Source organism: Pseudomonas promysalinigenes, assembly GCF_014269025.2.
GTDB classification, from domain to species: domain Bacteria; phylum Pseudomonadota; class Gammaproteobacteria; order Pseudomonadales; family Pseudomonadaceae; genus Aquipseudomonas; species Aquipseudomonas promysalinigenes.
Genome location: NZ_CP077094.1, coordinates 3593613 through 3618466 on the forward strand (window position 1 = coordinate 3593613; position 24854 = coordinate 3618466).

At 60.6% G+C, this 24854-nt stretch carries 18 protein-coding genes; 6 read left to right on the plus strand and 12 right to left on the minus strand.

Translation table 11 applies throughout. From position 1 onward, the window contains the following. Positions 1-10: 10 nt before the first annotated feature. The 10 genes from astD to acs form a co-directional block, all read right to left on the minus strand. On the minus strand, positions 11-1474 hold the full coding sequence (gene astD / locus HU725_RS16335; RefSeq protein WP_060480420.1) for a succinylglutamate-semialdehyde dehydrogenase: 1464 nt from the start codon (positions 1472-1474) through the stop codon (positions 11-13). Beyond that, a complete protein-coding gene (astA, locus tag HU725_RS16340) occupies positions 1475-2503 on the minus strand; it encodes an arginine N-succinyltransferase (RefSeq protein ID WP_186478937.1) in 1029 nt (342 codons plus the stop codon). It lies immediately after the preceding gene. A gap of 63 nt (positions 2504-2566) precedes the next feature. Further along, on the minus strand, positions 2567-3586 hold the full coding sequence (gene aruF, locus HU725_RS16345; RefSeq protein ID WP_186478936.1) for an arginine/ornithine succinyltransferase subunit alpha: 1020 nt from the start codon (positions 3584-3586) through the stop codon (positions 2567-2569). Between the two features lie 133 nt (positions 3587-3719). Beyond that, positions 3720-4940 carry an aspartate aminotransferase family protein gene (locus HU725_RS16350; RefSeq protein WP_186478935.1) on the minus strand — a complete coding sequence of 407 codons (1221 nt, stop codon included), beginning with the start codon at positions 4938-4940 and terminating at the stop codon, positions 3720-3722. A gap of 339 nt (positions 4941-5279) precedes the next feature. Further along, positions 5280-6260 carry a transcriptional regulator ArgR gene (gene argR / locus HU725_RS16355; RefSeq protein WP_186478934.1) on the minus strand — a complete coding sequence of 327 codons (981 nt, stop codon included), beginning with the start codon at positions 6258-6260 and terminating at the stop codon, positions 5280-5282. Between the two features lie 98 nt (positions 6261-6358). Beyond that, a complete protein-coding gene (locus HU725_RS16360; RefSeq protein ID WP_186478933.1) occupies positions 6359-7123 on the minus strand; it encodes an ABC transporter ATP-binding protein in 765 nt (254 codons plus the stop codon). A 22-nt stretch (positions 7124-7145) separates the two neighbouring features. After that, the gene (locus tag HU725_RS16365) at positions 7146-7844 is read right to left on the minus strand and encodes an ABC transporter permease (RefSeq protein WP_186478932.1); all 699 of its coding nucleotides are present in this window, start codon (positions 7842-7844) and stop codon (positions 7146-7148) included. After that, on the minus strand, positions 7841-8530 hold the full coding sequence (locus HU725_RS16370) for an ABC transporter permease (RefSeq protein WP_186478931.1): 690 nt from the start codon (positions 8528-8530) through the stop codon (positions 7841-7843). The genes HU725_RS16365 and HU725_RS16370 overlap by 4 nt, the downstream gene beginning before the upstream one ends. 92 nt (positions 8531-8622) lie before the next feature. Continuing rightward, positions 8623-9408: an ABC transporter substrate-binding protein gene (locus HU725_RS16375; RefSeq protein ID WP_186478930.1), complete on the minus strand. Its 786-nt coding sequence runs from the start codon at positions 9406-9408 to the stop codon at positions 8623-8625. Positions 9409-9992: 584 nt separating this feature from the next. Next, entirely contained in the window at positions 9993-11954 is a 1962-nt protein-coding gene (gene acs / locus HU725_RS16380; protein WP_060480180.1) for an acetate--CoA ligase, read from the minus strand. Between the two features lie 414 nt (positions 11955-12368). Here acs and HU725_RS16385 point away from each other — a divergent pair, with 414 nt between their 5' ends. Then, positions 12369-12623 (plus strand): DUF2790 domain-containing protein, encoded by a 255-nt coding sequence (locus HU725_RS16385; protein ID WP_060480179.1) that lies wholly within the window; start codon positions 12369-12371, stop codon positions 12621-12623. A 95-nt stretch (positions 12624-12718) separates the two neighbouring features. On the opposite strand, the gene HU725_RS16390 is transcribed toward HU725_RS16385, so the two are convergent. Continuing rightward, a complete protein-coding gene (locus HU725_RS16390; protein ID WP_186478929.1) occupies positions 12719-14278 on the minus strand; it encodes a sigma-54-dependent transcriptional regulator in 1560 nt (519 codons plus the stop codon). Between the two features lie 257 nt (positions 14279-14535). Here HU725_RS16390 and phhA point away from each other — a divergent pair, with 257 nt between their 5' ends. From phhA to HU725_RS16410, 5 genes are all read left to right on the plus strand, one after another. Further along, positions 14536-15324 carry a phenylalanine 4-monooxygenase gene (phhA, locus tag HU725_RS16395; RefSeq protein WP_186478928.1) on the plus strand — a complete coding sequence of 263 codons (789 nt, stop codon included), beginning with the start codon at positions 14536-14538 and terminating at the stop codon, positions 15322-15324. A gap of 38 nt (positions 15325-15362) precedes the next feature. Further along, complete coding sequence (locus HU725_RS16400) at positions 15363-15719, plus strand: 4a-hydroxytetrahydrobiopterin dehydratase (RefSeq protein WP_060480176.1); 357 nt, start codon at positions 15363-15365, stop codon at positions 15717-15719. Positions 15720-15975: 256 nt separating this feature from the next. After that, a complete protein-coding gene (locus tag HU725_RS22975) occupies positions 15976-16104 on the plus strand; it encodes a hypothetical protein (protein WP_261743855.1) in 129 nt (42 codons plus the stop codon). A gap of 154 nt (positions 16105-16258) precedes the next feature. Continuing rightward, positions 16259-20443: a deaminase domain-containing protein gene (locus tag HU725_RS16405; protein WP_186478927.1), complete on the plus strand. Its 4185-nt coding sequence runs from the start codon at positions 16259-16261 to the stop codon at positions 20441-20443. 104 nt (positions 20444-20547) lie between these two features. Further along, on the plus strand, positions 20548-21753 hold the full coding sequence (locus HU725_RS16410; protein ID WP_186478926.1) for an MFS transporter: 1206 nt from the start codon (positions 20548-20550) through the stop codon (positions 21751-21753). A 21-nt stretch (positions 21754-21774) separates the two neighbouring features. On the opposite strand, the gene ydiJ is transcribed toward HU725_RS16410, so the two are convergent. Then, positions 21775-24795, minus strand: a complete 3021-nt coding sequence (gene ydiJ, locus HU725_RS16415; protein WP_186478925.1) for a D-2-hydroxyglutarate dehydrogenase YdiJ — start codon at positions 24793-24795, stop codon at positions 21775-21777. Positions 24796-24854 lie beyond the last annotated feature (59 nt).

Consider the following 24854-nt stretch of genomic DNA (forward strand, 5'->3'; position numbering starts at 1 on the left):
TGACCTGTTGTTATAGGGTGACGCCCGGCGTCAGGGTCGCCGGCAGGGCAAGGCTGGCAGTCTCCAGCGAAGCCACGGGGTAAGCGCAGTAATCGGCTGCGTAATAAGCACTGGCGCGGTGGTTGCCACTGGCACCCACGCCGCCGAAAGGCGCACTGCTGGCGGCGCCCGTCAGTTGCTTGTTCCAATTGACGATGCCAGCGCGGCTTCGCAGCCAGAAGTATTGATAGCGGGCACGGGAATCGGATAACAGGCCGGCGGCCAGGCCATACTGGGTGTTGTTGGCCTCGTCGATGGCGGCATCGAAGTCGGCGTAGCGGATCACCTGCAGCAGTGGGCCGAAAAACTCTTCGTCCGGGCGTTGGGCCACGGCGCTGACATCGACGATGCCAGGGGTCAGCAAGGCGGCGTCGGCCTGGGGCTGGGTCATTGCCAACAGCGCGACGCCGCCCTTGGCCAGCAGCTGGGCCTGAGCCGCCATCAGCGCTTGTGCAGCTTGCAGCGAGATCACCGAGCCCATGAAGGGTGCCGGGTCCTGATCGAAGGCGCCAACCGTGATGCTTCGGCAGACCTCGACCAGCCGTGCGAGCAGCGCATCGCCCCAGCCCCCTTGCGGCACCAGCAGACGGCGGGCACAGGTGCAACGTTGGCCAGCAGAGATGAATGCCGACTGGATGATGGTGTACACCGCAGCATCGAGGTCCTTGACCTCATCAACCACCAATGGGTTGTTACCCCCCATCTCAAGCGCCAGGATCTTGTCCGGGCGGCCGGCGAACTGCTGGTGCAGCAGGTTGCCGGTGCGGCTGGAGCCGGTGAAGAACAAGCCGTCGATACCGGTGTTGGCAGCCAGCGCCACGCCCGTGTCGCGCGCCCCCTGCACCAGATTGAGGACCCCCGCCGGCAGGCCTGCGGCGATCCAGCAGTTGACCGTCAGCTCGGCGACCTTGGGCGTCAGTTCGCTTGGTTTGAACACCACGCAGTTACCCGCCAGCAGCGCCGGCACGATGTGGCCATTAGGCAAGTGCCCTGGGAAATTATAGGGACCGAACACGGCCACCACGCCATGTGGCTTGTGCCGCAGCACGGCTGTTGCATCGGCCAGCGGGCCGCTTTTCTCGCCGGTACGCTCTCGGTAGCTCTGCACCGAGATCGCCACCTTGTTGATCATACTGGTCACTTCGGTGGCCGACTCCCAGAGGGGCTTGCCGGTTTCTTCACCAATGCAGTGGGCCAACGCCTGGGCATGCAGTTTGAGCTGTTCGGCGAACTTTTCCAGCAGATCGATGCGCGCCTCCAGGCTCAGTTGCGCCCAGGCCGGGAAAGCCTGGCGGGCAGCCCTGACCGCAGCGTCGACCTGGCCAGCGTCGGCACCTTGCCCTTGCCAGACCAGCGCCTGGGTGACCGGGTTGAGCGACTGCAGAGCTTCCCCCTGGCCTGCCAGCCAGCTGCCTGCGATGAAATGCGTGGTCATTTATTGGGCCTCCCGGCTTGCCGACAGCGGTACCGCACGCACGTTGTCACCAGCCCCCATACGCAGGCGCTTGGCGGTGAGCGGGTCGACCACCAGGGTGCCGGCGGCCAGACGTGCCGGCGCAGCGGTGATACGGCAGTCGTCGCGCTTGCGGTTGTGAATGATGTAAGGCGTTGCGTCATCGCCAGGCGTGCCTACGGCCAGCACCAGGGTCTGGCTGTCGCGCACCGCGCGGATCCTTGAGGTTTCGCACTCGATGGCCGGCCCTGCATCGAAGATGTCGACATAGCCCTGATAGCTGAAGCCTTCCTGCTTGAGCATCGCCAGGGCAGGCTCGGTGTTGGTGTGCACGCGGCCGATGACACTGCGCGCGGCCTCGGACAGGAAACAGGTATAGAGCGGGAATTTAGGCATCAGCTCGGCAATGAACGACTTGTTGCCCACGCCGGTGAGGTAGTCAGCCTGGCTGAACTCCATCTTGAAGAAATGCCGGCCCAGGCTTTCCCAGAATGGCGAGCGGCCTTGCTCATCGGACATGCCGCGCATTTCGGCGATGATCTTGTTGCCGAACAGTTCAGGGAATTCGGCAATGAACAGCATGCGAGCACGGGACAGCAGGCGCCCGTTGAGGCCACAGCGATGATCGCTGCGCAGGAACAGCGAGCACAGCTCGGAATTGCCGGTCAGGTCGTTGGCCAGGAAAAGCGTTGGGATTTCGCGGTAGATCTTCAATTCCTGGGAGGCGCTGACCGTCAGGCCTACCCGGTAGTTGTACCACGGCTCGCGAAGCCCCACGGCCCCGGCGATGGCGCTTATGCCGACCACCAGGCCCTCGTCGTTCTCCAGCACGAACAGGTAATCGGTGTCACCCCGCTCGGCTTCGCCACGGAAGCTCTTTTCCGCCCAAGCGACACGGTGGGCAAGGCGCTCTTCATTGGCCGGCAGGGTCGTGAGCCCAGTCATGCCGGTGCTGCGTGCCAACTCGATCAGCGCGGGAAGGTCGCTGCTGCGTACGGGACGAACGATCATGCTATCTCCTTGTGCGGCGACCAGTGCCTGCCGCGAAACTCACTGTTGCAGCCCAGCCCTGTCTCAGGCTGCGACCAACCGCACGCTGGCGCCTTCGCCGACACCCAAGGCTTCGGCCGCTTCACTGCTCAAGCTGACCGGCTTGCCTGGCACCCAGTCCAGCTCCAGCAGCACGGCGCGATAGTCCTGAAGCTGGCCATTGCAAACCAGATAATGGCGCCCTCCTTTGACGGGGGTATCGTCCACCTTCACTGGCACCACGCGGCTTTGGGCGATAGAGCGAATACCCGAGGTTCGAGCATGGAGGGTTGGCCCGCCGTCGAAAATATCGATGTAGTGCTCAGTCTCGAAACCCTCCCGCATCAGGATATCGAAGGTGATCTGCGCACGCGGGTGCACCTGGCCCATCGCCTCCTGCGCCGCATCGGGCAACAACGGCACATAGATGGGGTAATTGGGCATCAGTTCGGCAAGAAAGGTGCGGCTCTTGAGCCCACACAAACGCTCGGCTTGGGCGTAGTTGAGGTCGAAGAAATTGCGCCCGATGGAGTCCCAGAACGGCGACTCGCCCTGCTCATCGCTATAGCCGACGATCTCGGTAACCACCGAATCGGCGAAGCGCTCCGGGTGCGAGGCCATGAACAACAGGCGCCCCCGGGAGTTGAGTTCGGCCCAGCCACTGTCGACCAACTCAGGCAGCACATAGAAACTGGTCAGCAGGCTGTTGCCTGTGAGGTCATGGCACAGCGACAGCACATGGATCTTGTTGTGGATCTTCAGCTCTCGCGAGGCATGGACGAACGTCTCGTTGCGAAAACTGTAAAAAGGCTCGGAATAGCCCGCCGAAGCAACGATGGCCGAGCAGCCTGCAAGCTTGCCGGTGGCGCTGTCCTCGAGCACGAAGAAGTAGCTCTCTTCGCCATTGAAACTGACTTCGGCGGCGAATGAAGTTTCCGACGCGGCAATCTTGTCGCCAAGGCGAGCAGCGTCGTCCGGCAGCGAGGTGACACCAACGGGGCTGTCGGCAGCCATGCGCTGCACTTCGTTCAGGTCAGCCATTTGCGCGGGGCGCATCACCAGCATGGTGTCACTCCTTTGGAAAAACGGGCCATTGAAAAGGCACGGAAAAACCGCGGGCGCAAAGCACCCGCGCAGAAATTCGTCTTCACTTGCCCGGCGCCGGGGCTGACCGGGCAGTGAAAGGACCGCGGGCTGATCAGCCCTTGGTCAGTTGCGCCACCGCGCGCTCGAAGCGGTCCAAGCCTTCGTCGATATCGGCGTCCTCGACCACCAGGCTTGGCGCGAAGCGGACCACGTCAGGCCCTGCCTGCAGCACCATCACGCCTTCTTTTTCAGCAGCATTGAGCACGTCCTTGGCCTTGCCCTGCCAAGCGTCACTCAGCACACAACCGATCAGCAGGCCGACCCCACGCACTTTGCGGAACAGCCCGTACTGCTGGCCGATCTGCTCCAGGCGGGCCTTGAATCGCTCATGCTTGGCCTTGACGCCTGCCAGGGTCTGCGGGGTGTTGACCACGTCCAGCACGGCGCAGGCAACGGCGCAGCCGAGCGGATTGCCACCGTAGGTGGTGCCATGGGTGCCGACAGCCAGGTGCTTGGCAATGTCGGAAGTGGTCAGCATGGCGCCGATCGGGAAGCCGCCGCCCAAGCTTTTGGCGCTGGTCAGGATGTCCGGAGTCACGCCGTAATGTTGGTAGGCGTACAACGAGCCGGTGCGGCCCACGCCGGTCTGCACTTCATCGAAAATCAGCAGGGCGTTGTGCTCGTCGCAAAGCTTGCGCGCGCCTTCCAGGTACGCCTTGTCAGCCGGTACCACGCCGCTTTCGCCCTGGATCGGTTCGATCACCACAGCGCAGGTCTTGTCGGAGATCTGAGCCTTCAGCGCCTCCAGATCGTTGTAGGGCACATGGCTGATGCCAGTGATCTTCGGGCCGAAGCCATCGGAGTACTTTGGCTGCCCGCCGACACTGACGGTGAACAGGGTGCGGCCGTGGAAGCTGTTAACGGTGGCAATGATTTCGTGCTTATCGGGGCCGAAGCGGTCGTGGGCGACCCGGCGCGCCAGCTTGAAGGCAGCCTCGTTGGACTCAGCGCCAGAGTTGCAGAAGAACGCACGGTCAGCGAAGGTGGCCTCGACCAGCTTGTGCGCCAGGCGCAGTGCAGGCTCGTTGGTGAAAACGTTGGAGACGTGCCAGAGGGTATTGGCCTGTTCTGTCAGAGCCTTGACCAGCGCCGGATGGCAGTGGCCCAAGGCATTGACCGCGATGCCGCCAGCAAAGTCGATGAGCTCGCGGCCCGACTGGTCCCAAACTCGGGAACCCTCGCCTCGCACAGGAATGAAGGCCGCCGGAGAATAGTTGGGGACCATCACCTGGTCGAAATCGGCACGTAGCACCGGGGCTTGCTCAACGGACATCTGAGTCTCCTGAAGAGGAACGCTGGCCTGGAAGTGGCGAGCGATGGGGGGATTGTAAGGACTGATCCGCGCCTGTCCTTGCGGCCAAGCGACAACTTGTTACAGCGCAAAACCCAGTTTCACCAAGGATTTCGGCAATGCGACAAACACTGTCGCAATAGCGCAGTGTACGGGAGAGAGGGAGCTGGGTGAACGGATGTTCACAGGCAATTCAGGGCGCAGCAGCGGGCGCACATCGTTGTTGTGGTGTTGTGGCGTAAATCGAGCGCCGCGCGGGCGGCGCTCGATTTACGCACCACCATCTAACCCAAGCCATGCACCCAGGCCCAACCCGGTATCTCAGCCCTTCTCGGCCGGCGCCGAGCTCAGTTCGAACGGGCTACTACTGCGCCGCTGGTTGCGATCTTCCCGCGGCGTTGCGCCAAAGAAGTTGCGATAGGCACTGGAGAAATGCGGCCCCGAAGAAAAGCCACAGGACAGCCCGATCTGGATGATCGACTTGCTGGTCTGCATCAGCATTTGCCGCGCCTTGTTCAACCGCAATTCCAGGTAATACTGGCTCGGCACGCGATTCAGATACTGTTTGAAGATGCGCTCCAGCTGCCGGCGCGATACGCACACATGCTGGGCAATTTCATCCGTGGTCAGCGGTTCCTCGATGTTGGCCTCCATCAGCAAAACCGCCTGAGTGAGCTTCGGATGGCTTGAGCCCAGGCGGTTCTGCAGCGGAATACGCTGGCGCTCACCACCTTCACGAATACGCTCGACCACCAGTTCCTCGGACACCGCCCCTGCAAGCTCCGCCCCATGGTCGCGGGCCAGCACTGCCAGCAACAGATCGGTCACCGCCATGCCACCGCAGGCTGTCAAACGATCGCGATCCCAGTCGAACAGATGGCTGGTGGCAATGACCTTGGGAAAGCGCTCGGCAAAGTCGTCCTGCCAGCGCCAGTGCACCGCCGCGCGGTAACCGTCGAGCAGGCCCAGCATGGCCAGCGGATACACGCCCGCGGACAGCCCGCCGATCATGCAACCACTGCGCGCCAACTGCTTGAGCGCTGCTGACAGCGTCGGGCCCACGGCCTGAGGCAAATCGTCAGCCAGCAACAATAACTTGCTGCACCCCTCCAGCCGCCCACTCCACGGCTCGCCAGGCAAGCGCCAAGCGCCCTCCGCGGCAGGCTCGGCCTGGAGGAACGCAATCTCATAGACCACATCCGGATGCACCCGCTGGGCCACCAGCAACACTTCCTCTGCCAGCGCCAGGGTCAAGGGCTTGGTGCTAGGCCAGATGAGAAAACCAATTCGCTGGATGGTCATAAAGTGCTGTCCGAAACCTGGTTCGTTCGAGTCTGTAACGCAGGGTCAGGCTGCGTTTGCTGCGCAGCATGCCCTATTCTGGTGCAAAGAGGCAGTGTTTACTTCAGGCTACCGGAGAGAAACTGCTTGAGCCGTTCCGATTGCGGGTTGGCCAGCACTTCACGCGGGCAGCCGGTTTCCTCGACCAAGCCTTTGTGCAGGAACACCAACTGGTTGGACACCTCGCGGGCAAAACCCATTTCGTGGGTCACGACTACCATGGTCCGGCCCTCCTGGGCCAAGGCCTGCATGACCTTGAGCACATCACCAACCAGCTCAGGGTCGAGCGCCGAGGTGGGCTCGTCGAACAACATGACCTCAGGCTCCATGGCCAAGGCCCGGGCAATGGCCACGCGCTGCTGCTCGCCACCTGACATATGGCCAGGGAAGGCGTCCTTGCGGTGAGCAACGCCCACCTTGGCCAAGTAGTGCTCGGCCTTCTCCAACGCCTCTTTCTTGTTCACCCCCAACACATGCACCGGCGCTTCGATGATGTTTTCAAGGGCGGTCATGTGCGACCACAGGTTGAAATGCTGGAACACCATCGACAGGCGCGAACGCATGCGCTGCAACTGACGCGGGTCGCTGGCTTTGAGCGCTCCGTCCTTGCCAGGGGTCAGCTTGAGCTCTTCGTTGTTGAGCAGGATCTTGCCGGCATGGGGCTGCTCCAGCAGGTTGATGCAGCGCAGGAACGTCGACTTGCCCGAACCGCTCGAGCCGATGATGCTGATCACGTCGCCAGCCTTGGCTGACAGGGACACACCCTTGAGCACTTCATGGCTGCCGTAGCGCTTGTGCAGGTCTTGGACTTGAAGTTTGTACATACTGTCGGTTCTCACAGAGCGGTCAGTGCTTGCGCGGCGCCAGGTAGCCGAGCCAGCGGCGTTCGGCCATCTTGAACAGGCGCACGAGGATGAAGGTCAGGCACAGGTAGAACACGCCCGCCGTGATGTAGGCCTCGAAAGGCAGGTAATACTGAGCATTGACCGTGCGTGCCGCACCGGTGATGTCGATCAGGGTGACGATCGAGGCCAGGCTGGTGGTCTGCAGCATCATGATCACTTCGTTGCTGTATTGCGGCAGCGCCCGGCGCAGCGCAGAAGGCAGCAGGATACGGCGGTACATTTTCATGCGCGACATGCCCATGGCTTTGGCCGCTTCGATTTCGCCATGGGGCGTGGCCTTGAGACTGCCGGCGATGATTTCGGCCGTGTAGGCACTGGTGTTGATGGCGAACGCCAGGCATGCGCAGAAAGTGGCACTGGACAGCCACGGCCAGAAGACACTCGCGCGCACCGCCTCGAACTGAGCCAGGCCGTAGTAGATCAGGAACAACTGCACCAGCATCGGCGTGCCACGGATCACATAGGTATACAACCAGGCACTGACGTTCACCACAGGCTGCTTGGAGACACGCATCAGGCCCAGCGGAATGGCCGCCAGCAGGCCGAACAGCAGCGACAGGGCCAGCAGTTTGAGAGTGGTCAGCAGGCCGCCCAGATACAGTGGCATCGCCTCCCAGACAACGTTGTAGTCGAAGATCATAGTTCAGCCACCTTGACGCCCACCGAGTAGCGGCGCTCCAGATACTTCAGCGCCAGCAGCGAAACGCTGGTAATCACCAGGTACAACGCCGCTACGGCCAGGAAGAAGGTGAAAGGTTCACGAGTGGCATCAGCCGCCTGCTTGGCCTTGAACATCATGTCCTGCAGGCCCACCACCGAAATCAGCGCCGTGGCTTTGGTCAGCACCAACCAGTTGTTGGTGAAGCCTGGAATGGCCAAGCGGATCATCTGCGGCACCTGGATGCGGAAGAACACCTGGCGCGCACTCATGCCATAGGCCACGCCGGCTTCGGCCTGCCCCTTAGGTATACCGAGGAACGCCCCACGGAAGGTTTCCGACAGGTACGCACCAAAAATGAAGCCCAGCGTGCCGATACCGGCGATCAGCGGGTTCAGGTCGATGTAATCGTCGTAACCGAGCAATGGTGCCACTCGGTTGATGATGTCCTGGCCGCCATAAAAGATCAGCAGGATCAGGACCAGGTCAGGGATGCCACGGATCACCGTGGAATACAGATCCCCCAGCCAGGCCAGCCAGCGCACCGGCGACAGACGCAGGGCCACGCCGATCAGGCCAAGGACGATGGCCAGGGCCATCGACGACAGGGCGAGCTGCAGCGTCAGCCACGCCCCGTCGAGGATGACTGCCCCATAGCCTTTCAACATGATTGGGATTCCTCAGGGCTTGGGAATGAAAAAATGGTGCAAACCTCAGAGCTTCTGCTGTTTGCACCATTGCACAGGTTAAACCCGACGTCTTAGTTCGAGTCTGGACCGTAGATGTCGAAGTTGAAGTACTTCTTCTCGATTTCTTTGTACTTGCCGTTGGCACGAATCGCATCGATGGCCTTGTTGATGCGCTCGCGGTTGGCGTCGTCGCCTTTGCGTACAGCGATGCCTACGCCGTCACCGAAATACTTGACGTCGGTGAAAGACGGGCCGACGAAAGCAAAGCCCTTGCCGGCATCGGTCTTGAGGAAGCCATCCTCGAGCAGGGTCGCATCTGCCACGGTGCCGTCCAGGCGACCGGCAGCGACGTCCAGGTAGATTTCGTTCTGGGTACCGTACGGCACGACAGTGGCGCCTTTGGGTGCCAGGACCTCCTTGGCGAAGCGGTCGTGGATCGAGCCACGCTGCACACCAATTTTCTTGCCCTTGAGCTCGTCCAGGCTATCGCTCACGGCAGTGCCCTGCTTCATGACCAGGCGCGCCGGCGTCAGGTAGTAGCGCTTGGTGAAGTCCACCGACTTCTTACGGTCTTCGGTGATCGACATGGACGACAGGATGGCGTCGATCTTGCGCACTTTGAGCGCAGGGATCAGGCCGTCGAATTCTTGCTCGACCCAGGTGCACTTGGCTTTCATTTCTTCACACAAGGCATTGCCGATGTCGTAGTCAAAACCGGCGATGCTGCCATCAGGCTGCTTGAAGGCAAAAGGAGGGTAAGCCGCTTCGATACCGATTTTCAGCGGCTTTTCATCGGCTTGCGATACCAGGGAAAACACGGAAAGCGCCAGGGCGCCAAGCAGTGCGAGCTTCTTCATCAGGTAACTCCATCGGTACGGGGCAATACGAGGCAGGGGTAACAGCTGCCCGCTATGCGAATGGGTACAACGCGAGCCGCGCAGGTTTCGACCAAGGTCGCAGACCACGAGCGAGTGAGTGGCATTTTAACGACAGCCCGGTAGTCGATATTTCTTCAAAGCGACAACTAGTTACAGAAGCGCTTGAAATCGCGTCGAGCAATGTTGACAGCCGTTGCAAATCATGCAAGAGCTCGAGAGGAACAACCTATAAGCAAAGCAATTAACGGGCCTATTATTGGCAAACCCTTGCTTTACGGCAAGTGCAGCGTTTGTCCTTGCAGAAAAAAGCCGCCCGATTGCACCAGCAGCGGACAGACCTGTTTCCCGACGCCCCGATCCTGTGCGAAATCGGTGACAGAAGAGTTACCGATGAATGTCGGGTAACAGTGAAGCAAAAACCCCGCCGGCTGACCGAGCGGGGTTTGAGGTAGGTGGCTAAACCAGCGGGGCGGGCGTAACGAGCAAGCCCGTCAGCAACCTCACTGGCCTCTTCGCGAGCGAACTCGCTCCCACCGGTTAGGCGATCGCCTCTGAGCGCTAAGTCAAGCCGAGGCCAGGTTCATCGCTTTGTGGGTGTCAATCAAATGCTGCACGACGCCTGGGTCTGCCAAGGTCGAGATATCACCCAGGCCATCATATTCAGCAGTGGCGATCTTGCGCAGAATACGGCGCATGATCTTACCCGAGCGGGTCTTCGGCAGCCCCGGTGCCCATTGGATGACGTCGGGCGACGCGATCGGGCCGATTTCCTTACGCACCCAGTTCTTGAGCTCCATGCGCAGTTGCTCGCTGGGTTCGACCCCAGCATTGAGGGTGACGTAGACATAGATGCCCTGCCCCTTGATATCGTGGGGCACACCCACCACAGCCGCTTCGGCGACCTTGGCATGGGCGACCATGGCGCTTTCGATTTCCGCAGTGCCCATGCGGTGCCCGGAAACGTTGAGCACGTCGTCTACACGGCCGGTGATCCAGAAGTAGCCGTCTTCATCACGACGCGCACCATCGCCGGTGAAGTACATGCCGCGGAAGGTCTTGAAGTAGGTGTCGACGAAACGGTCGTGGTCGCCATACAGCGAACGCGACTGGCCCGGCCAGGAATCGAGGATTACCAGGTTGCCTTCGGCAGCGCCCTCGATAAGGTTGCCCAGGTTATCCACCAGCGCTGGCACCACGCCGAAGAACGGCCGGGTTGCCGAGCCAGGTTTGAGCGCCGTGGCCCCCGGCAGTGGGCTGATCAGCACGCCACCGGTTTCGGTTTGCCACCAGGTGTCGACTATTGGGCAACGCTCTTTGCCCACGGTCTTGTAATACCAGTTCCAGGCCTCAGGGTTGATCGGCTCGCCGACCGAACCCAGAAGGCGCAAGCTGGAACCGTCAGCACCCGCAACCGCAGCCTGCCCTTCGGCCATCATGGCGCGTATGGCGGTCGGCGCCGTGTAGAGGATGTTGACCTTGTGCTTGTCGACAATTTTCGACACACGAGTGATATCGGGGTAGTTCGGTACGCCTTCGAACAGCACGGTGGTGGCGCCGTTGGCCAACGGGCCGTAGACGATATAGCTGTGCCCAGTCACCCAGCCAACGTCAGCCGTGCACCAGTAGACCTCACCGGGGCGGTAGTCGAACACCCGCTCATGGGTCAGCGCGGCATACACCAGGTAGCCGCCAGTGGTGTGCAGCACCCCCTTGGGTTTGCCGGTGGAGCCGGAGGTATAAAGAATGAACAGCGGCTCCTCGGCGCCCATTTCCTTCGGTGCACAATGACTGGAAGCGACTTTCATCAAGTCTTCGTACCAGATGTCGCGATGCTGGTGCCAGGCAATGTCACCACCGGTGCGCTTGCACACGATGATCTTCTGAACGCTGCTGGTTTCAGGGTTGGTCAGCGCCAGATCGACGTTGGCCTTCAGCGGTGTACGACGACCGCCTCGCACCCCCTCGTCAGCAGTGATCACCACCTTGGATTTGCAGTCGATGATGCGACCGGCCAGAGCCTCCGGCGAGAAGCCGCCGAACACGACCGAGTGAATAGCACCGATGCGGGCACAGGCCAACATGGCCACTACCGCTTCCGGGATCATTGGCATGTAGATGGTGACCACATCGCCACGATGGACATCCTGGCCGCGCAGGGCATTGGCGAATTTGCACACCTGCTCGTGCAGTTCGCGGTAGGTGATATTGCGGTGCTCGGAAGGGTCGTCGCCCTCCCAGATGATCGCCAATTGATCGCCGCGCTCTTCCAGGTGGCGGTCCAGGCAGTTTGAGGACACGTTAAGAGTGCCGTCGGCAAACCACTTGATGTCCACATGGTGGTCGTCGAAGGAGGTCTGCTTGACCTTGGTGAACGGCTTGATCCAGTCCAGGCGCTGGGCCTGCTCACGCCAGAAGCCGTCCGGGTTGATCACCGATTGCTGATACATGGCCTTGTAGGTGGCCTCGTCGGTCAGGGTAGTGGCCGCAACCTCGGGACGAACGGGATACAGTGGAGCCGCACTCATCTGTGATACCTCGGTGTAATAGTTGTTTTTGTATGGAACCGTTTGTAACTGTAACAGAGCTGGAAAAACCATACGACGATGGTAGTAGCGCAGGTAATCCCTTGGCGGCCCGCACAGCAGCAGAGGCTCTAGCCCGCAGCTACTGGCCCGTCATAGTAGAAACCGAAGGATGCCGTTCAAGGGATTGTTACAGAATTTGGCAAAAGGCTTTATCAAAACGCTATCTGTTTCCCTTAGTTATCCAGGCATAACATTGATCTCGCCAGCAACGGCAAAGCGATTAACTACAGGAAACAGCCCCCACGAAGGCAATTTGTTAATCCCACTCTAATCCCGATAGTTGAAATTCAGTACTACTCGCGGCGTCACAAGCGCCGCGTGCCCCCCTGACGACCTTAAACAGGTAAATTGAACATGAAAGCGTTACTGGTATTGGTACTCGGCGGCCTCTGCAGCACGGCGATGGCCGGCGAAACGAACACTGTCGAACAAATCCCGGTTGAGCAGTACACGTACTCCCAGCACCTGGATATCGCCCGCGTCATCTCAATGAGCGAAGTGCCAAACGTCTGCGAGGTAGTGCCCGCCCGCATGACCTATGAAGACTCCAATGGGCACAAGCACATCCTTGAATACCGCGTGATGGGCAACGGCTGCTCCAACGGCTGAAAACCCGAATCGGGGCCCAAATGGGCCCCGTCGCGTGTCAGCCAGCTGCAACTTAGCGACACTTAAAAATTAATAGAAGATTAAGTAAATTTTATTTAATCCAGCGATTTCCCCAATGCGTAATCGCGCAACTTGTTAGCAATTGTCGTATGAGAAACCCCCAACCGTTTCCCTAGTGCCCGACTACTTGGAAACTCACCCATCAAATTTTCAAGTACCGCCTTTTCAAAGCGCCCGACGATCTGCGAAAGATCGCCGTCCAGCGAGAACTCGCCCAACGGCTGCTTGGCACCGTAATCCGGCAAGCGAATATGTTCACCTTTCACTATCCCGCCTTCGCATAGCGAAACCGCCTGAAACAATACGTTCTCCAACTGCCGCACATTACCAGGCCAGTGATACTGGCTGAGTTTATCCATGGCCGCAGGCGCCAACCGTGGCAAGGCGCAGCCGATCTGTCGGCTGGCTTGGTCGAGAAAGTGCTGAACTAGGCCTTCGAGCCCGTCCATGCATTCACGCAGCGGCGGGATGTGCAGCGACAGCACGTTCAGCCGGTGATACAGGTCCTGACGGAATTCGCCACGGCTGCACAGTTCCGACAGGTCGACCTGAGTGGCGCAGATCACCCGCACGTCCAGGTAAACCTCCTCGTCACTACCAACACGGCGGAAGCAACCATCCTGTAGGAAACGCAGCAGCTTCACTTGCAGCCGCGGGCTCATCTCGCCCACGCCATCAAGGAACAAAGTACCGCCGGCTGTGAGCTCCAGCAGCCCCAGTTTGCCCTCGGCGCGCGCTCCCTCGAACGCCCCAGGACCGTAACCGAACAACTCGGTTTCGGCCATCGACTCAGGCAGGCCAGCGCAGTTGAGCGCCATCAACGGGGACTGACCCCGCGGGCTGGCCAGGTGGCAGGCACGCGCCAGCAACTCCTTGCCGGTACCCGTCTCACCTTCGATCAGCAGAGGTGCATCCAGAGGCGCCATGCGTCGCGCCTCCCGCACCACTGCCGCCATCATCCTCGAACTCTGAAAAATGCTGTCAAAGCCGCGCAGCTCCTGCTTGCGCACGTTATAGATACGTTCGCCGATGCGGTCTGCGCGGTGCAGCGTGAGCACTGCACCGGCCAAGGCCTCACTGTCATCGTGTTCTGATTGCAGTGGCGCGATATCGGCCAGAAACACATCTCCCTTTACCTTGATACGTAGGCCATTGATCCGCGACTTGTTGGCACGGACCAACTCCGGCAGGTCGAAGTCCTCGACATAGCGTGCCAGCGGCATGCCCGGTACTTCGTCGACCCGCACCCCCAATAACTGCGCTGCGGTGCGGTTGGCGGCGACGATGCTGCCGCCCATGTCGATCGACAGCACGGGGAAGTCCAGCGCGCCCAGCAACGCATTGAGCTCCATGTGGCGCCGTTCGCTGGGCATCAGGCCCACCCGCTTGACTCCGAATACACCGGCAATCGACTCGAATTTGGGGCGTAATGCCTGGAATTGCAGATTGATCAGGTTGGGGCAGTGCAAATAGATGGCATTGCCATGATCGCCCCCTACCTCCCCCCGCAGAACGTTGATGCCGTATTCCACCAGCAGATTGAGAATGTCCCGAAGAATGCCGATCCGGTTCTGACAATGGACTTTGATACGCATGGATGCTCTCGAAGCGGCTGATTTTTCACAGTCGCGTGGAAAAAATCGTAAAGATAAGCTGACAAAAATGGCACCTATGCCAGCCCAATGCTCTGGATTTTCCGATAGCAACGGCCTTTTGTAAAATAATCGTTACATTCTAGGCATCTCAGGTAGCTACCCTGCGCAACCAGCCATCGTGCAAAACGTCCGGTGAAGGGATATTCCTAGGTCATGTCGTGGACATAACAAGAAAGAGCACTCACTAGGAGAGCCACATGAAACAGACGCAATACGTGGCACGCGAGCCCGATGCGCACGGGTTTATCGATTATCCGCAGCAAGAGCATGCGGTATGGAATACCTTGATCACCCGCCAGCTCAAAGTCATCGAGGGCCGCGCTTGCCAGGAGTACCTCGACGGCATCGACCAGCTCAAGCTGCCCCACGACCGCATTCCACAGCTGGGTGAAATCAACAAAGTGCTGGGCGCTACCACCGGTTGGCAGGTTGCTCGTGTACCGGCGTTGATCCCTTTTCAGACCTTTTTCGAGCTGCTGGCCAGCAAGCGCTTCCCGGTCGCGACGTTTATCCGCACCCCCGAAGAACTGGACTATCTGCAAGAGCCGGACATCTTCCACGAAATATTCGGCCACTGCCCGCTGCTGACCAACCCCTTCTTCGCCGAATTCACCCATACCTACGGTAAGCTCGGCCTGGCCGCGACCAAGCAAGAGCGGGTGTATCTGGCGCGCCTGTACTGGATGACCATAGAGTTTGGCCTGATGGAAACCGCGCAGGGGCGCAAGATCTATGGTGGCGGCATCCTCTCCTCACCCAAGGAAACCGTCTACAGCCTTTGCGGCGAACCGGAGCATCAGGCCTTCGACCCGATCGAATGCATGCGCACACCCTATAGGATCGACATCCTGCAGCCGCTTTATTTCGTCCTACCGACCATGAAGCGCCTGTTTGACCTGGCCCACGAAGACATCATGGGTATGGTCCACCAGGCCATGCAGTTAGGGCTGCATGCGCCGAAGTTTCCACCCAAGGTCGCTGCCTGAGCACCTTGCAGATAACAACTCGAAGCGGAAAACACACCATGAATGCCTTGAACCAAGCCCACTGCGAAGCGTGCCGCGCTGACGCACCGAAGGTCACCGACGAAGAACTGGCCGAGCTGATTCGCCAGATACCGGACTGGAGCATCGAAGTACGCGACGGCCATATGGAGCTTGAGCGCGTGTTCCTGTTCAAGAACTTCAAGCACGCGTTGGCGTTCACCAACGCCGTGGGCGAAATCGCCGAGGCTGAAGGCCACCACCCTGGTCTGCTGACTGAATGGGGTAAAGTCACCGTGACCTGGTGGAGCCACTCGATCAAAGGGCTGCATCGCAACGACTTCATCATGTGCGCGCGCACCGACAAAGTGGCCGAGACGGCTGAAGGCCGCAAATAACATCAATAACAGAGCTGCAAATTGGGGCCGCACTGCGGCCCCAAGCATCAGTCCCTAGCTGACTGACATCAAGCCGCAAAGCCCTAGTCGTCTCCTGCACCTGTGCGAAAACCATCCGGTATCCGCCCGCAAAACCGACAAGCGACCAGGAAAATTTACTAACTGTCATCCAGACTTGTGTATCCTGCCCCAGCTTTACGAAGCTCCAAACGCGCCTGGCGCAGACTTTTCACTCACACTTGCGAGGAACGACGAGATGCATGAAATCCCGAATCTTCCCTTCCCAAGCCTGAACCCAGAAGAGCCAACCGTTACCGTCCACGCCGAGCCGACGCCTGCCGTCGATCAGGATGGTGATGATCAACCCAGCGCTGACCAGGAATAAACCGCGCAACCCTGCGACTGTGTGAAAACGGCTGACCTGTGGGCTCCCCCGTCATCACGTTTTCACACCGTCCCGAATGCGGCAGTAGCTCAATACCTCAAACTGCTGCTCGACTAAGGCCATGTTGACGGACCCTCATACCGGAGTCCGCGCCATGCTGCCTTTCCATCAAGTCCCATCACTGCGCCGCAGCCAGATCGACGCGATCACCTCGCAGGATGTACTGCTCGATAGTGGCTTGTCCGGCCCCTACGATCTCAAGACATCACTTAGCCTGCACTTTGACCAGGCATTGAACCTTGACGATCTGTTTCCCAACGACTTGGCAGACTGCCAGTTACGCCTGGCGCTCGAGCAAGCACTTGCCAGCGACTTGGCAGCAGCCCACCTCAACCGGTTTTTTGCACGCGAGCCGCACAGCCCTGTTGCACCCGACGAATGCACTTACTTCCTGCAAACGCTGGTCAAGCGTGCGCTCCCAAAAGCGCTGAGCGATCCGCCAGCAACGATCACGCCCTACCGCGCGTGCAGCCTGGCGCAAACCCTGTGGGCAAAAGGCCTCTGTCACAAACGCCGCGATGCCTTTGTGATGGCCGCCCTGCTGCTATTGGCCGACCTGTCTACGACTCCCCCGCCGCCACTGCCTGCCATGCCAGCGCTGGAGCTTGACGGCTACCTCGACCTCAATGTGCTTGTACGCCACCTGTTACCGGCGCCCCTGGGGCGTAGCCAGGGTGACCAGTTGTTCGAGGCCCTTGAGGCTGATGTGTATTTCCAGGGGGCGCGCTACCGGGCCCCAACTCAGCGCGAGCTGCAAGCAGGGCTTGTGCCTAACCAATATGGGAAAGTGCTGCTGCCCGGCGCAGCTCTGAACGCACCCGCATCCCAAGCGCTGGACGCCTTGTTGCAATCAGAGGCATTCGACCGCTGGGCACTGCGCCTTAGCGAGGCAATTCAGCTGGGCTCGAACCCGCACAGCCGAGCGCTTGCCGAGCAAGCAATCGCGGATACGCTCTACCCGCCTGAGGATCGACGCCCAGGCTACCTGCTGGATTTCGAGCTGTTCAACGCCCACAACACCTTGCTGCCCTTCCCACAGATCCGCCTTGACCTGGTCAATAGCGTGCAGGCCAGCCTTGGCTGCCAACCTGCCGTGGCCGAGCTCGCCGGCGAATTGCTGATGCGCCGTTTCGCCCCCGAACTGCTGCTCGACGGCCAACCAACCAACAGCCCTTACCGCCCTGATCTAGACTGGGCTGCCCTGCGCCAAGGCGCAATGCTGCTGCGCGCACGGCAATTGCCAGGGTCATTTGAGCAGGCTTTTCAAATGAACATCGAAACCCCCGCCGATGACAGCACCGCTAACGAAGCGCTGCGCGATACCTTGAGCCACTGGGGGCCGCTGCATGGGCATATCGACAGTTTGCCGCCTTGGTCGGCGCTGCAATGGCAAAAGGTGTATGACCATTACCTCAATGCCTGGGACATGGAGGCCATCGAGCAGCGTCCCAATCGCATGACCGAGGCCGCTCTGCGCCTGAAAGCCAAAGGTATCGACCCGGCAGGGCGTAACATCGACGGGCAACTGCATCTTGAAGCCTATGTCGATGATCGCGTGGGATACGCCAATAGAGGCCTTGAAAATATCACCGCTTGGTACGAGCGTGAATTTGACAGCTGGGAAGCAACTGCCAAGGTTCGCTACCAGGGCCTGCTGCAACGCCTGATAAGGCACCTACCCGCTGAACAACGCGAGCAGCTTGGCCAGGCGCACTGGACCTGTTATGCCGCCACCTGGCCTCGCTATCACGGGCCTGAGCCGGTGCCGCCCTATGGCGATAGCCCGCAAGATCTCTGGCATGAGGAAATTGGCACCCGGGGCATATTCATCCGAGTGCATGATCCAGAGCGTGACACACTGCTGGAGCTGTTTCCCGAACGCCTGGCCTATCGCGTCTGGTACAGCGCACCGAAGGCGTTCGAACAACTGGCAGGGCGCATGAACCTCAGCTACCTGGACTACAACGGTGCAGCACCCACATGGGATGTCGCCAACCATTATTGCACTTTGAAACATTTGGGCGAGGCACCTGAAAACGCAAAACTCGACGCGTTGGCCGGTATCTATGCCACTGCCATTGCACTGGGTAACCGCGCTGCTCTGCACCTGGCCGGCAAAGGCGCCACCGCCTACGAACGTTTTCTGGCCGAGAAACGTAAAGTCAGTGACTGGGCTTACTTGTGGAAGCTGATCAAGAACACGGTCCCCCTGGTAGCCTGCGTTGATGTGAAAGACAGTGAGGATGCCGCCAGCTGTGCGTTGGACGTACTAGGCGGCGTCGGCACCCTCACTGGCAATGCCCTGCGCACGGCAAGCTCGCTATCGCGGATTTTCGGCAGCAACAAGCTAGCTGCAAAAGTCGCACGTACCACCCTTGAAACGATCGCCAAGCGCTGGGCGCTTTCAAGCGAGCTGCCTCCGGCTCTTTACCAACGCACCATCGGCCTGCGGCGCTGGCACAGCGCGCCCGAGCTCACGCACCCAGGCGAGTGGCCAGATACCTTCGTACTCGACCGCATGCCGCCCCCAGGCCTAACGCCGGGCCAGCTGATACTTGATCGACTCCCTCCAGCCGACCTATCCCTGGCCTGGGGCACCGCCCAACGCCCTATCACAATCAGCAGGGCCGATAACCTGATTGATGTGATCATCAACGGCGAGGCCTATCGCTATCAGCCCTCAGACAAAAGTAACGTGCTGCAAAGGGTCGCGAACTCGACATTTCAGACGAACCCGCAGGTGCTGAAAACACCCTATAGCGGGCCGCATGAGTCAACCATCGCCTTGCTATTTAAGCCAGACGAGGTCAATGCAGGCACGCCGTTGTTCGGCCAGCACGCCAGCCGAGCTTTCCTGACCACCCGGCTGGAGCCTGCACCGATTCGCGCACGCGATGTGGTGGTCGGAAAATTAGCGCTGGCCCAGGTGATGGTGCACGAAGGCAAAGTGCTCGAATACATCAACTCCGTGAGAGTCCTGCCAAAACTCAGGGCCGAGGTCAGCCTGGGTGTGATTACGCCACCTATCTATCACCGCAGCATCACTGTCGACCCGTTAGCAGAGTTCTGGTTTGGCTTGCCGGAGGATACCCCACGGCTCAACGTAGAGATTCTTGCCCGTTTCGCCCCGCCCGTAAGGCTTGGCGGGCTGGCCAGGACGATCGCCGACAGGCGCATCATCAGGGCGGCCCTGATCGAATGGATGGAGGCTGAGTGGCTGGTGGTCGAAGCGGACACCGGTGTGTTCTACGCAACCCGGCATGAGCCCTGGCGTTGGCAGCTGCGGCAGTTGGAACAAGTGCTCGACAATACGATTGGGCCCGAGGCTCGGCCCATGCCACCACGCGACCAACGCCGTATCCTATCCAGAGTTCGCGACCCAGATCTGATTCAGCGTTATCTGGACCTGAGCGAAAGCTACCGGATCGTAGCCACACGCTCTAACCTGCAGCGCGACGTCGACAATCTGACCGCCCTGCTGCGTGACTGGCTGGAGCACGGTCGTACCTTGCGCCCGGTCAGGATGAGCCCATTTCAAGAGCTGCTGGACGCTGCAGAAGCCCGCATGCTGCCCGAATTCGCCAAGAACATACTCACCAATTCCCAAGCCCAGGATGCCCTAACCGGGGTGATGAAATCCGGCCTGGTGGGGCTGAACCGAGAAATCATCCCGACTTGGCGGCCATTGATTCAGGCCACGGTCAGCGAGCAGGCACACACCAACCATATCCTCAACCGGTTGCTACCGGCCTCGGGCACCCCAAAGTCATTCACCCCAATGACCGTAGACCAATTGCTCAGCGATTCCGGCGCACGTAGCCTACGCGAACACCTGCCGGGGGCGAACCTTGCATTCTTCACCGTGGCCCTTGAGGATGGCAGACGCCGCGTTTACTACTCGCTCTCAGGCGGCAAAAGCAAGCGTATCTTCAAGATCGCCACCCCGCCGCCCGACGAAAGCCTCAACATCACCTTCATCAATGCCCTGGAGCGTATGGAGGGCAGAGCGCCGTCGCCGCGCTTCACCGAACTGCCGATTCTGCGGCGCCCTACGGCACTCGACGTGCAACAACACCATCGGCACCTGGACTCGGAACGGCTGATTGCCACGGTGATTTGCGAAGACCTGCTGGCACGGCCCGAACAGGTCAGGTCGATCCAGGTGTTCACCCTGTTCAGCACCTGCCGTTCGTGCGGCGGTTACGTGCTGCCGCGGCTACGCCTTGACTTCGACAAGGCAGCGTTCAGCGTCAGTTGGTTGGTTGACTATCGAGAATAGCGACAGCGCTGCGGGCAGCCGTTGTTCATGCACGAGCTGCCCGCAAGCTGTACAGGCACGGTTATGATGTAGGCGCGCCATGCCCACAGCCCTACGGACCCCCCATGCCCCCGCAAGCCGCTTCCTCCTTTGCCATCACTGGCCAAGTCGTTTCCATCGTTTTGTTCACGTTCATCGGTTATCTGAATATTGGGATTCCGCTGGCCGTGCTACCTGGCTATGTGCACAACGACCTGGGCTTCAGTGCCGTGATCGCGGGCCTTGTGATCAGCGTCCAGTACCTCGCCACCCTGCTCAGCCGTCCTACCGCCAGCCGCATCATCGATAACCTGGGCAGCAAAAAAGCCGTGATGTACGGCCTGTTCGGCTGCGGTTTGAGTGGGGTATTCATGCTCGCCTGCGCCTTTCTCACCCATCTGCCATGGGTTAGCCTGGTATGCCTGCTGCTTGGGCGTCTGGTGCTGGGCAGTGCCGAAAGCCTGGTGGGTTCCGGCTCGATCGGCTGGGGCATCGGCCGGGTTGGGGCGCAGCACACCGCCAAGGTCATTTCCTGGAACGGTATCGCCAGCTACGGCGCACTGGCCATCGGTGCGCCATTGGGTGTGATGATGGTCAAGAGCCTTGGCCTGTGGAGCATGGGTGTGAGCATCCTGCTGCTGTGCGGCTTTGGCCTACTGCTGGCTTGGCCCAAACGTGCCGCCCCGGTGGTCAGTGGCAAGCGCCTGCCGTTCATGCAGGTGCTGAGCAAAGTCTTGCCCCATGGTTCGGGGCTGGCGCTGGGGTCCATCGGCTTTGGCACCATCGCCACGTTCATCACCCTGTATTACGCCAGCCGCGGCTGGGCCAATGCCGCGCTGACCCTGAGCCTGTTCGGTGCAAGCTTCATCTGCGCGCGGTTGTTGTTTGGCAATTTGATCAATCGGATCGGCGGTTTCAGGGTGGCAATCGCTTGTTTGTCAGTCGAAACCCTTGGGTTACTGATGTTGTGGCTGGCGCCAAACGCCGAGCTGGCATTGGCAGGAGCGGCGCTGAGCGGCTTCGGCTTCTCGCTGGTGTTCCCGGCATTGGGGGTGGAAGCGGTCAACCAGGTATCAGCGGCCAACCGCGGGGCAGCGGTAGGTGCCTATTCACTGTTTATCGACTTGTCGCTGGGGGTCACCGGGCCATTAGTGGGTGCGGTGGCATCGGGGTTCGGGTTTGCTTCGATGTTTCTGTTCGCGGCTGCAGCCTCTTGCAGCGGGCTGGTGCTGAGCCTGCATTTGTATCGGCAAGCCCGCCGTGCTCGCGGCCGTAGCGCCGGGGGCGCTTAGCGCCCCCCAGCTTGCTCCAGGTCAGCGCCTGGCGTATTGCAGCACCACCTCCAGCGGATGGCGCATCTGCCGTTCGGTCATGCGTTTGACCTGGCTGCGGCACGAGTAGCCGGTGGCCAACGCCTCGCCCTCCTTGTCCAGCTTGGTCGCCCAGGACTGCTCGAAGATGGTGCGCGATGTCGCCTGATTGCGTGCCTCATGCCCGTAAGTGCCAGACATGCCGCAGCAACCGGTCGCCTCGGTCACCAGCTTGAGCCCCAAACGGGCGAACACCTGCTCCCACTGCTTGGTACTGGCCGGAACGTTGGTCTTCTCGGTGCAATGGGCCATCAGACGGAAGTGGCCTGGGGCCACAGGTGCTTGCTCGGGAAGCACGTCGATCAACCATTCCTGGGGCAATAGCACTTTGGGGCACTCATCCAGGCCAGGCACCTTCTGGTACTCCTGGCGATAGACCAGGGTCATGGCCGGGTCCAGGCCTACCAACGGCACGCCGCAGTCAGCCAGGGCCTTGAGCTGAGTAGCATTGCCAATTGCCGCCTTGGCGAACGCCCCCAGGAAACCCTGCACATGTAGGGGCTTGCCGTTTGCGCTGTACGGCGCAAGGAACACCCGATGGCCCAGGCGGTGAGCCAACTCGATGAACGCAGCCAAAAGCGGCGTCTCGAAATAACGGGTGAAAGCATCCTGCACCAGCACGATGCTGCGCTCGCGCTGGGCCGGGGTCAGCTCCCGCAGCGCTGGCACGCTAGCCACGCCAACGCGGCAGCGGGTCAGGGTCGACTGGAAATTGAAGCGGCTGATGAGTGGGCTGTCGACCATGCCGACCTTGTCCGCCAGCAGCTTGCTTACCCATCGCGAGCCCATGACTGCGTTGTACAGGCCCGGTGCGTGAGCCAGATACGGAATGGTGAATTCCAGGGAGCCGATCAAATAGTCGCGCAGCGGGCGCTGGTAGCGGCCGTGATACAGCTCCAGAAAGCGTGAACGGAAGTCCGGTACGTTGACTTTGATCGGGCACTGCCCTGCGCACGATTTGCAGGCCAGGCAGCCAGCCATGGCGTCGTATACCTCATGGGAGAAATCTGCCTGGCCCTGGTTGCGCGCGCGGTTGTTGCGAAGCCGCGCCGGCAGGCCCTTGAGCCAAGATACCGGGTTGCGCGCTGCCGCCAGCACATCAATGTTAGCCTCGCCCTGCAAGCGCAGCCACTCGCGCATCAAGGATGCACGGCCCTTGGGTGAATGCTGGCGCTCACGGGTGGCCTTCCACGACGGGCACATGGCATCGTTGGGGTCATAGTTGTAGCAGGCGCCATTGCCGTTGCAGTGCACAGCGCTGGGGAAGTCCTGCCAGACTCGCTCGTCGATGGTGCGGTCCAGGTCACCGCGCAGGGTCACGCCGTCGACCTTGGTCAGGCCTTCAACGCTGTCTGGCGGCGTGCAGATTTTGCCTGGGTTGAGCTGGTTATGCGGGTCGAATGCACCTTTAAGCCGCTGCAGCGCCGGATACAGTGCCCCGAAGTATTCCGGCACGTACTCCGAACGCAAGCCTTTGCCGTGCTCGCCCCACAGCAGGCCACCGTAGCGTTTGGTCAGTGCGGCAACGGCATCGGAGATCGGCTTGACCAATGCGGCCTGCGCAGGGTCTTTCATATCCAGGGCTGGCCGTACGTGCAGCACGCCGGCATCGACGTGCCCGAACATGCCATAGGCCAGGCCGTAACCGTCGAGCAGCGCGCGGAAGTCGGCGATGTAATCGGCCAACTGCTCAGGCGGTACGGCGGTGTCTTCAACGAACGGCTGCGGGCGTACCTCGCCTTCGACGTTGCCGAGCAGCCCTACCGAGCGCTTGCGCATGGTGTAGACCCGGGTGACCGCCTCAGCCCCCTCGGCCAAAGTGTGCCCCAGGCGCTCGACGCTGGTGTCGCGTTGCAAATGGTCGATGAAGGCCTGGACCCGAGCATTGACCTCGGCCGGCTCATCGCCGCAGAACTCCACCAGGTTGATGCCCAGGGTCGGGCGCTCTGGGTCGGCCGGGAAGTATTCGGCAACGCTGTGCCAGACGATGTCCTTCATTGCCAGCATGAGCACCTTGGAGTCGACCGTCTCGATCGACAAAGGCTTGAGCGCCATCAAGGCATTGGCGTCGCGCAGCGCATCCATGAAGCTGGTGTAGCGCACGTTGACCAGCACGGCGTATTTGGGAATGGGCAGCACATTAAGCTTGGCTTCGACCACATAACCGAGCGAACCCTCGGCACCGCACAGCACGCTGTTGAGGTTGAAACGCCCATGCTCGTCGCGCAGGTGCGCAAGGTCATAACCGGTCAGGCAACGGTTGAGCTTGGGGAACGTCGTTTCGATCAGCTGGGCTTGAGTTTCCTGGATTTCCCGGGCCATACGGTACACCTCACCGACCCTGCCAGGCGCCGCGCAAGCCTGCTCCAATGCATCATCTTCCAGCGGCAGGCTGTGCAAGCGCTCGCCGCCCAATAGCACACAGTGCAGTTCAAGCACATGGTCGCGGGTCTTGCCATAGGTACAGCTGCCCTGCCCACTGGCGTCGGTGTTGATCATGCCGCCAATGGTGGCGCGGTTGGAAGTGGACAGCTCAGGGGCGAAAAACAGCCCATGGGGCTTGAGCGCGGCGTTGAGCTGGTCTTTGACCGTACCTGCCTGCACCCGCACCCAGCGTTCCTCGACGTTGATTTCCAGGATCTGGTTCATGTGTCGGGACAGGTCGACGACGATACCATCGGTCAGCGACTGGCCATTGGTGCCGGTGCCGCCCCCACGCGGGGTCAGCTTGATCGCCTGGAAGCGCGCCTCGCCCATCAGCGTGGCGACCCGCGCCACGTCATCGGCGTCCATTGGGAAGACCGCTGCCTGAGGTAGACGCTGGTAGATGGAGTTGTCGGTTGCCAGTACGGTACGGGTAGCGTAGTCAGCGCTGATCTGGCCACGGAAGCCACTGCTGCGCAGGGCCTCGAGGAATTCGGGATAGTTGGCGGCGGGCGCCAGGGTAGACAGCTGGGCGATCATCGAAGGATGGCCTCTTGATAAGTGCTAATTCACGGAAATCCTGCCGCCCCAGCATGGGT

Bases quoted from the DNA above. Each gene is read 5' to 3' on its own strand.
- astD (WP_060480420.1), bottom strand. From the start codon at position 1,474: ATGACCACGCATTTCATCGCAGGCAGCTGGCTGGCAGGCCAGGGGGAA.
- astA (WP_186478937.1), bottom strand. From the start codon at position 2,503: ATGATCGTTCGTCCCGTACGCAGCAGCGACCTTCCCGCGCTGATCGAG.
- aruF (WP_186478936.1), bottom strand. From the start codon at position 3,586: ATGCTGGTGATGCGCCCCGCGCAAATGGCTGACCTGAACGAAGTGCAG.
- HU725_RS16350 (WP_186478935.1), bottom strand. From the start codon at position 4,940: ATGTCCGTTGAGCAAGCCCCGGTGCTACGTGCCGATTTCGACCAGGTG.
- argR (WP_186478934.1), bottom strand. From the start codon at position 6,260: ATGACCATCCAGCGAATTGGTTTTCTCATCTGGCCTAGCACCAAGCCC.
- HU725_RS16360 (WP_186478933.1), bottom strand. From the start codon at position 7,123: ATGTACAAACTTCAAGTCCAAGACCTGCACAAGCGCTACGGCAGCCAT.
- HU725_RS16365 (WP_186478932.1), bottom strand. From the start codon at position 7,844: ATGATCTTCGACTACAACGTTGTCTGGGAGGCGATGCCACTGTATCTG.
- HU725_RS16370 (WP_186478931.1), bottom strand. From the start codon at position 8,530: ATGTTGAAAGGCTATGGGGCAGTCATCCTCGACGGGGCGTGGCTGACG.
- HU725_RS16375 (WP_186478930.1), bottom strand. From the start codon at position 9,408: ATGAAGAAGCTCGCACTGCTTGGCGCCCTGGCGCTTTCCGTGTTTTCC.
- acs (WP_060480180.1), bottom strand. From the start codon at position 11,954: ATGAGTGCGGCTCCACTGTATCCCGTTCGTCCCGAGGTTGCGGCCACT.
- HU725_RS16385 (WP_060480179.1), top strand. From the start codon at position 12,369: ATGAAAGCGTTACTGGTATTGGTACTCGGCGGCCTCTGCAGCACGGCG.
- HU725_RS16390 (WP_186478929.1), bottom strand. From the start codon at position 14,278: ATGCGTATCAAAGTCCATTGTCAGAACCGGATCGGCATTCTTCGGGAC.
- phhA (WP_186478928.1), top strand. From the start codon at position 14,536: ATGAAACAGACGCAATACGTGGCACGCGAGCCCGATGCGCACGGGTTT.
- HU725_RS16400 (WP_060480176.1), top strand. From the start codon at position 15,363: ATGAATGCCTTGAACCAAGCCCACTGCGAAGCGTGCCGCGCTGACGCA.
- HU725_RS22975 (WP_261743855.1), top strand. From the start codon at position 15,976: ATGCATGAAATCCCGAATCTTCCCTTCCCAAGCCTGAACCCAGAAGAG.
- HU725_RS16405 (WP_186478927.1), top strand. From the start codon at position 16,259: ATGCTGCCTTTCCATCAAGTCCCATCACTGCGCCGCAGCCAGATCGAC.
- HU725_RS16410 (WP_186478926.1), top strand. From the start codon at position 20,548: ATGCCCCCGCAAGCCGCTTCCTCCTTTGCCATCACTGGCCAAGTCGTT.
- ydiJ (WP_186478925.1), bottom strand. From the start codon at position 24,795: ATGATCGCCCAGCTGTCTACCCTGGCGCCCGCCGCCAACTATCCCGAA.